The 11,589-nt window shown below is 35.9% G+C and carries 12 protein-coding genes; 9 read left to right on the forward strand and 3 right to left on the reverse strand.

The window, feature by feature from the left end; genetic code table 11:
* The first annotated feature begins 411 nt into the window (after positions 1-411).
* The 3 genes from FG383_RS20165 to FG383_RS20175 all read left to right on the forward strand — a co-directional run bounded on the left by FG383_RS20165 (position 412) and on the right by FG383_RS20175 (position 2,474).
* Complete coding sequence (locus FG383_RS20165) at positions 412-1,380, forward strand: ring-cleaving dioxygenase (RefSeq protein ID WP_142609426.1); 969 nt, start codon at positions 412-414, stop codon at positions 1,378-1,380.
* Positions 1,381-1,413: 33 nt separating this feature from the next.
* Positions 1,414-1,695, forward strand: a complete 282-nt coding sequence (locus tag FG383_RS20170) for a GNAT family N-acetyltransferase (RefSeq protein ID WP_142609427.1) — start codon at positions 1,414-1,416, stop codon at positions 1,693-1,695.
* A 323-nt stretch (positions 1,696-2,018) separates the two neighbouring features.
* Positions 2,019-2,474: a DUF4064 domain-containing protein gene (locus FG383_RS20175; protein ID WP_185908026.1), complete on the forward strand. Its 456-nt coding sequence runs from the start codon at positions 2,019-2,021 to the stop codon at positions 2,472-2,474.
* 16 nt (positions 2,475-2,490) lie between these two features.
* Here FG383_RS20175 and FG383_RS20180 read toward each other — a convergent pair whose 3' ends face one another.
* Positions 2,491-2,982, reverse strand: a complete 492-nt coding sequence (locus FG383_RS20180) for a GNAT family N-acetyltransferase (protein WP_142609431.1) — start codon at positions 2,980-2,982, stop codon at positions 2,491-2,493.
* 179 nt (positions 2,983-3,161) lie between these two features.
* Between FG383_RS20180 and FG383_RS20185 the strand changes: the two genes are divergently transcribed.
* Positions 3,162-3,458 (forward strand): hypothetical protein, encoded by a 297-nt coding sequence (locus tag FG383_RS20185; RefSeq protein ID WP_142609432.1) that lies wholly within the window; start codon positions 3,162-3,164, stop codon positions 3,456-3,458.
* Between the two features lie 26 nt (positions 3,459-3,484).
* Here FG383_RS20185 and FG383_RS20190 read toward each other — a convergent pair whose 3' ends face one another.
* Complete coding sequence (locus FG383_RS20190) at positions 3,485-4,621, reverse strand: MFS transporter (RefSeq protein ID WP_142609434.1); 1,137 nt, start codon at positions 4,619-4,621, stop codon at positions 3,485-3,487.
* A gap of 344 nt (positions 4,622-4,965) precedes the next feature.
* On the opposite strand from FG383_RS20190, the gene FG383_RS20195 reads away from it, so the two are divergent.
* The 4 genes from FG383_RS20195 (at position 4,966) to FG383_RS20210 (ending at position 8,131) form a co-directional block, all read left to right on the forward strand.
* Entirely contained in the window at positions 4,966-5,757 is a 792-nt protein-coding gene (locus tag FG383_RS20195) for a helix-turn-helix transcriptional regulator (protein WP_142609436.1), read from the forward strand.
* A 63-nt stretch (positions 5,758-5,820) separates the two neighbouring features.
* Positions 5,821-6,588, forward strand: coding sequence for a membrane protein insertase YidC (gene yidC / locus FG383_RS20200; RefSeq protein WP_142609438.1), 768 nt, complete (start codon positions 5,821-5,823; stop codon positions 6,586-6,588).
* A 50-nt stretch (positions 6,589-6,638) separates the two neighbouring features.
* Complete coding sequence (locus tag FG383_RS20205) at positions 6,639-6,884, forward strand: hypothetical protein (RefSeq protein ID WP_142609439.1); 246 nt, start codon at positions 6,639-6,641, stop codon at positions 6,882-6,884.
* Between the two features lie 419 nt (positions 6,885-7,303).
* Positions 7,304-8,131: a M15 family metallopeptidase gene (locus tag FG383_RS20210; RefSeq protein ID WP_142609441.1), complete on the forward strand. Its 828-nt coding sequence runs from the start codon at positions 7,304-7,306 to the stop codon at positions 8,129-8,131.
* 35 nt (positions 8,132-8,166) lie between these two features.
* Here the strand turns inward: FG383_RS20210 and cls are convergent, their stop codons facing one another.
* The gene (cls, locus tag FG383_RS20215; RefSeq protein WP_142609443.1) at positions 8,167-9,621 is read right to left on the reverse strand and encodes a cardiolipin synthase; all 1,455 of its coding nucleotides are present in this window, start codon (positions 9,619-9,621) and stop codon (positions 8,167-8,169) included.
* A gap of 153 nt (positions 9,622-9,774) precedes the next feature.
* Between cls and FG383_RS20220 the strand changes: the two genes are divergently transcribed.
* Positions 9,775-11,166 (forward strand): L-cystine transporter, encoded by a 1,392-nt coding sequence (locus FG383_RS20220; protein WP_142609445.1) that lies wholly within the window; start codon positions 9,775-9,777, stop codon positions 11,164-11,166.
* Positions 11,167-11,589 lie beyond the last annotated feature (423 nt).

Consider the following 11,589-nt stretch of genomic DNA (forward strand, 5'->3'; position numbering starts at 1 on the left):
ATGACCAATTAGTTGCTCTAAACCATTTACTGGATTTAAACATTCGAAAAAACTGTAAAAAATTTCGTTTTTTTACGAGCCGAAGCTGATAAGTAAGCAATTTTCGTTGATTTTCGCTGTAGTCGACGACTCCTGCCGGATGAGTGAGCAAATGAGACATCCCTACGACGCCTAAGCGGCGGGGATGGCTCATCGCTCACCCGGCGGAAAGCGTTCGACTGCAGCGAAAATCCCAGCGGTAACTAGTTGACGCACTACCGCGCAGTATCCCTATATTGCACATATTATCTTCGTGGAAGCCAGGAAACACTTAAAGCCTTACGCTTTATTATTTGCACACTAAATATATATTTGCTAATATATAATTAAAATATCTCGAATTCAAGATATAAAGAGCGGGAGGAAATAAAAATGAAATTAGCAGGTATACACCATGTTTCAGCAATTACTGGTGATGTAGATAAAAATCATGATTTCTTTACAAGAATATTAGGAATGCGCTTAGTGAAAAAAAGCGTTAATCAGGATAGTACCTCTTCATATCATTTGTTTTACGCAGACGCCGTTGGAACTCCTGGAACGGATATGACATACTTTGACATTCCTATGGCAGGTAGAACATATCCTGGAGTATCAAGTATTAGTAACAGTGGTTTTCGTGTTAAAAGCGATGAAGCATTACAATTTTGGAAAACTAGATTCGAGCAATATGAAGTACCGCACGATCAAATAACTGAAAGATATGGTAGAAACACGCTTTACTTTGAAGATTTTGAAGGCTCAAGGTTGATGCTCGTTGTGGATGATGGAAAAGGGATTCCTTATGGAGAAGCTTGGGTAAAAGACGGAATCTCTGCTGAAAATGCTATCGTTGGTTTAGGTCCTGTTACTTTAACAGTAAGAAAATCGGCATCAACAGAAAAAGTACTTCAAGATATACTTGGATTTACATTAGCAGGGTCGTATCCATCCAAAATAGAAAATATGCCTGATATTCTTGTTTATACAACAGGAAAAGGTGGACCAGCTGGAGAAGTGCATATAGAAACCCGTACAGACTTACCAATGGAAAGACCAGGACGAGGAAGCGTGCATCATGTGGCATTCCGTGTACCGACAATGGAAGATTACCCGAAATGGGAAGAATTATTGCGCTCTCATGGGTTTACTACTTCTGGTTTAGTCGATCGTTATTATTTTAAATCGATTTACTTTAGAGAGCCGAACGGAATTTTATATGAATTAGCAACTGATGAACCAGGTTTTGATTCCGACGAGCCGATGGAATCACTTGGAGAAAATCTTGCACTGCCACCTTTTTTAGAGCCACAAAGAGCACAAATTGAAGCCAAGTTGCGTCCGTTGTCAATTAACAAATAGATGTGTTAAAATTCAGAAAAGGAGTGGAAGACAATGGATTTTCAATACAAAGAATTAGGTAATGATGTTTTTGCATACGAGTATGTACAAGAAGGAGAAAAACTTGGTGAAATAACGTGGACATTACTTGGAGACATTATGGTAATGGATCACACTTACGTTTCTGATAAGTTAAGAGGCCAAGGTGTAGCAAAAAAATTGCTCGATACTGCCGCTTCCTATGCTCGCGAAAACAATTTGAAAATGGAAGCTGTATGCTCCTATGTTGTAGCAGTTTTCAATAAATCAGATGAGTATAATGATGTAAAAGCTTGAGTAAAATAAAAAGGCAATCCGCTTTTAAATAAGTGGTTTGCCTTTTTATCGTTTGTGCATTAAATCAGTGTAAATAATACTAAAATACCTGTTAATACAGAAGCACCTGCCAATGTGTAAAAGAAATCAGCCTGGTTAAAAATTAATTTTTTCTCCATCTAATCACCCTTTCTAGAATAAGTGTTAGTATATAAATACCCAAATTTTAAAATTTATAAACAGGTTTAACCCAAAAGATGGAGGGAAGATTAAAAAAGACGGAACTTTTATAAAAGTTATTCGTAAAATACATATAGTTAAATTTATTAATGGAGGGATTATACATGTCACGTACAGGAGAACTAGTTTTAGGAGTTATAAGTGCACTATTTACAGTTATCTCAATTATAGCATTAACTTTTCTTGTAATTAGTGGAAGTGCTGCATTTCAAGATGAGTCGTTCAACGCTGAAATACAACAAGGACTATTGACTGATCCAGCTTTATCAGGACAGGATGCAGAAATGTTTATAGATGCGTTACCAGGTATGTTCAGTGCTTTTGGATGGGGAATTATTATTGTCTTTGTAATTAGCCTTGTATTGAATATCATTGGAATTGTTGCTGTTACTAAAAACAAAAAACCGAAGCTTGCAGGTGTTATGTTCATATTGGCTGGGCTATTTGCTGGAATTATTTCTTTAACTTCGATTTTATTGTATATCGCTGCAATTATGTGCTTTGTTCGTAAGTCACCAGTACAATCTGTTGATCAAGATGAATACTACAAAACAATATAACTAAAAAAACACTAGCTTAAAAAGCTGGTGTTTTCAATAGATACATATATTTTGATGTGGATAAAGGATGTCCCTCAAAATATTCGTCAAATTCTTCTAGGCACTCAAACCCAAAGTATTCATAAAACGTGCGAGCTTTTTTATTCTCGCTTTCTACATAAACGAATAATTGGTGACCGGTATGCATTTCTTCTAGTCCTGCTTGAAGTAGCTTTTTACCAAACCCAAGTTGTTGATACTCCGGCAATATGTAAATGGCAGTAAGTTCTGCATCACCATCTTCATCTACATATGTAAAACTAGCAAATCCAACTGGTTGCTCTTTATATTCGGCGATTAAAAAAATTGTTTTTTCCATTCGTTTTGCAAGCATCGTATTCGAATAAGCCTTTTCTAAAAAAAGCGCTTGTATATTATCAGGAATAATATCTTTATATGTTTCGTTCCAACTGATCTTTGCGATTTGTTGTACAGTTGAAATATCTTCTAACGTCGTCGCCCTAATCATTTGAACTCACCTCTAAATTCTTTTTGTTATCATATCAAAAATACGAACAATCTTCTACCAATAAGTACAATAAAAATACAAGCAATATTCGCTAGCGGAAAAAATGTACGTTTAGATGGTGCAAATAAGGGTATGTATACTATCAGGTAATATAATTAGAAAAGTCGGAGGTAATATAAATGGCAAAAAATAAACCGTTATTGTTAGCAGGTCTTGCAGCGGGGGCATATGCTTATTTTAGAAAAAAAGAAAATAGAGATAAAGCGATTGTAGCTTTTAACAATACAAAAGCAAAAGTAAATTCCTATATGGAAGCTCAAAAGCATAATAATTCGGATTTAACAGCAACTGGTAACCCGGATCCTCAAGATATCCCAGATAACAAAATGGTATCGGAAGGGGCGTTGACAAGCGTCCAGTACTATAACGAAGAAGTACAAGAAAAAACAAAAAAATCCACAGAGGAAACCAAGTAAAAAAGGGGCCTATTATGGCACCCTTTTTACTTTGTTTTTACCAAAATAGAAAACCCAGAAGTGATGAGTAAAATAATTCCTGTTAGATAAAAGCCGCTATTTGCAGTTAACTCTAAATAACCAGTGACACTAGAACCGGCGACGACCCCAATGGAGAAAAAAGCATAGAAATAGCCATACGCTTTACCACGATAAGAAGAATCGGTAGAATCGATTAGTAATGAGTTGATGGAAGGGAATAAAAAAGCGAACCCAACTCCATAAAACCCCATCCAAATATACATAAACGACAGTGTCTCTGTTTGTCCTAAAAGCAACATACATAATCCCATAAGAGCCATTCCAAAAGCCAATGTTTTTACAGGTTTTACCCGATCGAAAATACGATTAGTTGGCATGATAAAAACTAGAATTGCGATAAATCCAAAAGTACTAAGTAGCAATCCGCTCGTTTTCGAATCAAACCCAAGATGTATGATTTTTAAAGGTAGCATATAGGCTAATACGCCTTGAGAAAACATTAAGAAAAATGCTCCCGCAAAAGCTTTCACTAGTCCAGTCTCCCGAAAAAAGTCTCCGATTGTGACAGAGTGAGTCGATTGTTGAATCATTGGTTTATTATGAATTACTACAGATCGTAAAAAAATAACCGACAAAACACTTAACAAAAGCATAATGGATCCTGTAATACTAAGTACAAACACTTCACTTTTTTTACTTGCAATAATCCCACTCATAGCTGGACCTACAATTGCAGCTAATCCAACAAATGCACCAGACAATGCCACGCCTTTTCCACGCTTCTCATTGGCAGTATGGTTAGCAGAAAAAGTAAAAGCAGCAGGCACGATTAATCCTGCAACCAAACCGTGGATAAAACGTATGAATAATAGACCGATTGGCTCTGTTACGAACTGATACAAAAACAATGCCCCACTCGTTGCAAACAAACCGAATAGTAAAATATAAAAAGGTCCTTTTTTATCGGTCAAGAAACCAGAAATGACATTTCCAATTGTATTAGAAAATGAATACATACCTACAACTAAACCGGTTATAAAGGGAGTTGCCCCAAGAGATATGGCAAAAGGACTCATAATAGGCAACTGTGCAAATAAATCAAAAAAAGAAAAAAAGATAATGATATAAACAAATAAACGCAATTTAGTTCCTCATTTCTATATTGAACTATTCTTTAGTTTAGCATTTAGAGCAGTTTCCCACTAGAAATGTGAGGCAATAGGAAAATGATTATATGGATAATACCAAAAAATTCATGTAAGATATTTGAAAAACAGTGGTAAATGTCGAAATATATTATAGAAAAACAATAGGCTTTGAAATTAACTTGAAAATTTTTGATATAATAACTGGAAAACGCTGTGTGAAAAACTTCACTTTATTTAAGAGATATTAGTTTTAATTTCCAGTATAGTGATATAAAATGATTCTGTGTTCCTAAAGTTGAAGTTCCAAAAGTACTAGAAAAAAGAAAGCTGAGGATTATATGTATAACAAAGATAAAATATTTTTGGAGTATTTCTCCAAAGCTTATAACAAAGAAATGGGTGTTACAAATAGAGTCGAAGGCTTAGAACAGTTTTTCGAATTAGAGAAAAAACTATTTTTAAATATGTTTTCATATGAAATTGAAGAAGCAAAAGCAGTATTAAGAAAAATGATCGATTTAATCATCGCTAGAACTGGAAAACAAATGATTTTAAATGTAAAAAACTACTACATACAACTAGCTGCCATTATGGCGAGAAAACTATACGAAAACCAAGTACCTACAGATAAAGTAATGGCATTTAATATTGCAAGTGTTGATATTATTGAAACACAAATGAATGATGCGCAATTTCTTCAATGTGCAGATGAGCTAGTAGAGTTTTTTGTTTTGGTAATTACGGAAAGGAAAAAACCTTCTTTTGGTCATCAAACCGTTAATAAAGTAATTTTATTTATAAATGATGGGATCGAGACAAATTTAACAGTGGAGGATATTGCAAACCATTTCAATATTAGTACAAGCCATTTGTCGCGTATTTTTAGAGAACATACTGGAGTAACTCTAGTAGAGTACTTAAATATACGTAAAGTCGAAGAATGCCAGTTTTTTTTACGACATACGAATAAAGCTATTTTAGATATTTCAGATACATATCATTTTTGTAACCAAAGTTATTTCACGCGTATATTTAAAAAATATACGGGTGTAACACCAAAACAATTTAGAAATCATCTGGAACATCCGAATTTCAAATATATTTTCCCTAATGAGCCTAAATCGCTTTAGATTTGATAAATAGCTTCATAGTGATGTATACTCTGTATAGTTTGATAATTGTAGGTGAATGAATTGAAAAAGAAAATTAGTTTACTTTCTATTCTTCTATTCGCAGTCATTGTACTAAGCGGATGTTCAGGAGTAGAAAACAAAGAGGGTACTTTTTACAATATATTTGTTCGACCTTTTGAATTCTTAATACACTTCTTTGGCGAAATGTTCAATGGTAGCTATGGGCTGGCGATTATTGCAATCACAGTTATTATACGTTTTGCGCTTATGCCGCTAATGCTTAGAAACTATAAGCACCAACAAGGCATGAAAGTAAAAATGGATAAATTGAAACCAGAAATGGACGAGATCCAAAAGAAATTAAAAGAAACAAAATCTAAAGAAGAACAAATGGCTTTACAGCAAGAAATGATGGGTCTTTATCGTAAACATGGCGTAAATCCTCTAAATATGGGGTGTTTACCAATGGTTATTCAAATGCCTATTGTCATGGGATTATACTTCGCTATCTTGTATTCGGATGAGATCAAGGCACATCCATTTTTATGGTTTAACTTAGGTTCACCTGACATTGCGATGACGCTTATAGCTGGGGCTGTGTATTTCATTCAAGCGAAAGTATCGCTGTGGACAGTTCCTGAGCAACAAAAGCAACAAATGAAAATGATGATTTATATTTCTCCTATTATGATTATGTTCATCTCGTTTAGTTCAATGGCAGCATTGCCACTTTACTGGACAGTTGGTGGATTATTATTAATATTCCAAACATACTTAGGGAGAAAATTCTACTCGAATCATCCAGAGAAAGCAGAAGAATCAGTATAACCAAAAAACGAAGCTTTTCTAGCTTCGTTTTTTCTTGTGAGGTGTAGGTAATGAAAGAAAAATGGATTTTTACCGTTTTGATTGTGGCAGCAGCAATTACCGCATTAGTGTTTATTGTTCAAGGTAATTTAAACATGGCGGTTCTATTTATGACGGCTATTTTTGCATTGAGTAATGGCTACCGTGCGATAAGTTTTAAAGAAAAAGGATTCCCACGTGAGGCGAAGTGGATGAGAGTTATGGCGATCGTCTTTACTATCCTGTTTTTCGTTGTGTTAGCATTAATTTTATTCTAATAAGTGCGTTTACCTGAAAAAGGTAAACGTATTTTTTGGCTTACGTACATTGTAGGGGAAATGTATCGTAAGAAGTGTCCACTGCGATTTCCGCCGGGGAAGCGATGAGCCATCCCCGCCTACAGCGAAAATTAACGAAAATGGCTTAGGGCAACAGATCGCTCATTGAAGGCAATCAATTCTACTCGGAAAGCAATCAAATCAGTGTGAGAGCAACTAAAATGACGATGAAAGCAACCAATTCTTAAAATAACAAGTTTACTTGGAGTGAGACGCCAATAACTGTGACGCATTATTTTTAAACATTGCGCGAACTATCCTTTATAAGGGTTATTATTTTGAGAATATAGTCTAGCGAATTATTTATGAAAAAATGGTAAACTAGAAGTATCGTTAGTGGAAAGAAGGAAGACCAGAATATGAAGTCAAGATATAGTTTGTTACAAAAGAAGAAAAAAAGAAAATGGCCTTATATTGTTTCAGGATCCATTTTAGGAGTATTGATAGTAGCAAGTGTCGGATGGATTTGGTGGAATGACTGGGATATAGATGAAAGTTTAACTGCTTTAGGAATTCCTAATAAAGCAGAGGAGTCTATTCCTGTAGAGGAAAAACCCGTAGAAGAAACAGTAGAGGAAGAACCGGTTGTGGAAACACCACCTGTAGCAGAACCAGAAGTCGATTTGTCAGGAGCGAAAGGTTATGAGGGTCACGAAACATTGCCGGAAGAACCGACTTATGTGGAGGGGGTATTGATTGCAAGTAAAAAATATCCTTTGCCATCTACTTATGCGCCTGGTGAAAGCAAGGAAGCAAGAGCAGCATTTACGGAAATGGCAGCAGAAGCTACCCTTTCTGGTTATGAGTTAATTGCATTCAGTACGTATCGTTCATTTGATTATCAAACCACTTTATATGAAAAATATGTAAGTAACGATGGTCAAGAAGCGGCGGATCGTTATAGTGCCCGTCCTGGATACTCTGAACATCAAACAGGGCTTGCTTTTGATATAGGAGAACAGCATTTTGAACAGCATTTTGCTAGAGAGAGCTTCGGGGAAACAGAAGCTGGTAAATGGGTGGCTGCCAATGCACATAAATACGGTTTTATTATGCGCTATCCAAATGGCAAAGAAAAAAATACAGGATATATGTACGAACCGTGGCATTTCCGATATGTCGGTAAAGAGCTTGCGCCAAAGATTTATGAAGCAGAAATTACTTTAGAAGAATATTTCGATTTATAAAAGAAAGAGGTTTCCGATTACTGGAAACCTCTTTCTTATAAAATTGGTGATAATAGTCGGGCGAGGGATTCTTTAAATTTAATCATTTTGGTTCTTTCTTCGTAAATTTCCCACGTCATTTCAGTCGATACTTTCATATCTTCTTCGAAAATCTCCGCTAATTGATGCGAAGTTTCCCGATCATAAATAAAGGCATTTACTTCGAAATTCAATTTGAAGCTACGAACATCTATATTAGCGGTACCTACAGTAGAGGCTTCATCGTCGATCACAATCATTTTTGTATGCAAAAATCCATTTTCGTAAATATAAATTTTTGCCCCGGCTTTTATGAGTTCCCCAACATAAGAGTAAGTAGCCCAATAAACAAAAATATGGTCTGGTTTGTTTGGAATCATAATGCGTACATCAATACCAGATAAACAGGCAATGCGCAATGTATCCATAAAGCTAGCGTCTGGGATGAAGTATGGTGTTTGAATATAAATATACTTTTTGGCCATCATGATCAACTTTAAGTATCCATTTTTAATTTGTTCCCATTCAGAGTCTGGACCGCTCGAAACAATTTGTAAACCGACGGTACCTTTCAAAGGAATAGCAGGGAAAAAAATATCGGAGTATTCAATATCATGTTCAGCGGAAGCCTGATTCCAATCGAGAATAAAACGTGTTTGGAGGGGATGGACTGCGCTTCCTTCAATTCGTAAATGTGTATCTCGCCAGTATCCAAACTTTTTGTTTAATCCTAAATATTCATCTCCCACATTAAAACCACCAATATAACCAATGCGTCCATCAATCACGACAATTTTTCGGTGATTACGGTAATTCATCCGTGGATTAATAAGAGGCAAAATAGCAGGGAAGAAGGCTTCTACTCGGCCCCCTAAAGCAATCAATTCTTTAAAATGTCGCTTTCTTAATGAGCGGGAACCTGTATCGTCATATAATATTCGTACTTTCACTCCTTGTTTAGCTTTTGCTAAAAGCACATTGTAAATTTGCTGCCCAAGGTTGTCTAAACGAAAAATATAATATTGAATATGAATATGATCTTTTGCATTTTCTATATCATGCAAGAGGGCATCGAATTTTTTGCGGCCATCTGTAAAGATCTCCACATCGTTGTCTTGCGTTAAAACTGCGTGGTTATTGTGTAAATGCATTATTATGAGTTCTTTGTAGTGACTTGCATCGTCTAAGCGAAAATCAAACGAATCATCTTCAATTGCCTCCATTTGAAATTCGATCAATTTATCAATTCCAATTTTATTTTTTCCTTCCCAACGAAACAAATGCTTTCTACGTAATTTTCTACCAAATAATAAATAAATGCCGAATCCTAATATAGGAATGAAGAAAAGAATCATAATCCAAGCCCATGTAGATGAAGCGTCTCGCCGTTCCAAAAAAATTAATGCGATGGCAAGAAATATATTTAAAATCAGAATGCCTGAAACCACTAGCGTATATAAACTTGCTGCCATAATTACACCTCCTACAACGTTTGGTGAAGTCTTATCTTCAGTATAGCTGATTTAAAGAAAAGAAAGAAGAAAAGCAAAAATCGACCAAAACCTACTTGACCAATAGGATTAAAAGAATTATTATATGTTTAGAGTTAAAAGGGAGGCATTTAAATGGATTTATTATTTATTATTCTCAATATAGTAGCCTTATTGGTATTCGTTGGGATTTTAATCATATTGCAAAAGAAACATGTTTCTTTTTCAAAGAGAGTTTTTACAGCACTAGGGCTTGGGATAGCATTAGGGTTAGCACTAAACTTAATTTACGGAGCAACTTCAGAAGTATTAGCCGAATCTGTACAATGGTATAACTTAATTGGGTCCGGTTATGTGAAGCTTCTTCAAATGATTGTAATGCCATTAGTATTCATCTCCATTTTAGGAGCATTTACGAAAATTACAATTGGTAAAAACTTCGGGAAAATGGCTGCGATTATTTTAAGTTTCTTAATTGGAACGACAGCAGTTGCAGCGGTTGTAGGTATCGGTTCAGCAGCAATTTTCGATTTAAATGCGGATCAGATTGTACAAGGAGATGCTGAATCAGCGCGTGCTGAATATTACGAAGGGCGTTCTGCAGAAGTCGCAGACAAAGCACTTCCTCAACAAATATTAGATTTACTTCCTGCAAATCCATTTTTAGATTTCACAGGAGCACGTTCAACTTCTACAATAGCTGTTGTTATTTTTGCAGCATTTTTAGGATTTGCTTATTTAGGCGTTTCGCGTAGAGACAAGGATAATGCAACAATTATTAAAAAAGGTATTGATGCAGTGTATGCACTTGTCATGAGTGTAGTGAAAATTGTATTACGTTTAACGCCTTATGGTATTTTAGCGATTATGGCTAGAACAGTAGCCACATCTGATTTTGGAGCGATATTTAACTTAGGGAAGTTCGTTGTAGCTTCTTATGTAGCGTTGGCAGTCGTGTTTGCGATGCATTTAATCATTATTTCTTTATCTGGGTTAAATCCAATCACCTATTTGAAAAAGGCTTCAGAGCCATTAATATTTGCTTTCACGTCTCGTTCAAGTGCAGGTACACTACCGATTAATATTAATACGCAAACATCGAAACTAGGTGTATCAGAAGGAATCGCTAACTTCTCAGGTTCATTTGGTCTATCGATTGGTCAAAATGGATGTGCAGGAGTGTACCCGGCGATGTTAGCATTTATGATTGCACCGTCTCAAGGGATTAATCCACTTGACCCAATGTTCATCTTAACAGTTGTAGCAGTTGTGGCAATTAGTTCATTTGGTGTAGCGGGAGTTGGTGGCGGAGCAACATTTGCTGCGATTCTCGTACTTTCAGCTTTAAATCTACCAGTTGCATTAGCTGGTTTACTAGTTTCTGTAGAACCATTAATCGACATGGGGCGTACAGCTGTAAACGTAAGTGGATCGATGACAGCAGGTGTCGCAACAGCGAAAATTACTGGAGAATTAGACAAAGAAGTGTACGATGCTCCACTAACAACACAAACTGTAGAAGCGTAATAAGAGAACATAAAAAGCCGTCCATAATGGGCGGCTTTTTATGTTCGTGGAAATAATATTGTGTGTACAACCTATTCCATGATGTCACTTTTTTATTAAACGCAATATAGGGATACTGCGACGTAAAAAGCTTTATCAGGTGACAGCTGTGATTTTCGCTGCAGTCGGAAGCTTTCCACCGGGTAAGCGATGAGCCTTCACCGCCGCTTAGGCGGACGCCTGAGAAGTCTCATTATGCTCACTTATCCGGTAGGAGTCGACGCCTGCAGCGAAAATCTATGGTAAAGACTAACTCATCAGAATCTAACATTAAAAATAAATGGTTGAACGAGATACTATTCCCTTTTGAACGCGACAAACCGGTCTAACAAATACTAGACTGGCGAGTTCCTCTAGCTTTAAGACATATTATTCCTATAAATA

The organism is Psychrobacillus soli (genome assembly GCF_006861775.1).
GTDB classification, from domain to species: domain Bacteria; phylum Bacillota; class Bacilli; order Bacillales_A; family Planococcaceae; genus Psychrobacillus; species Psychrobacillus soli.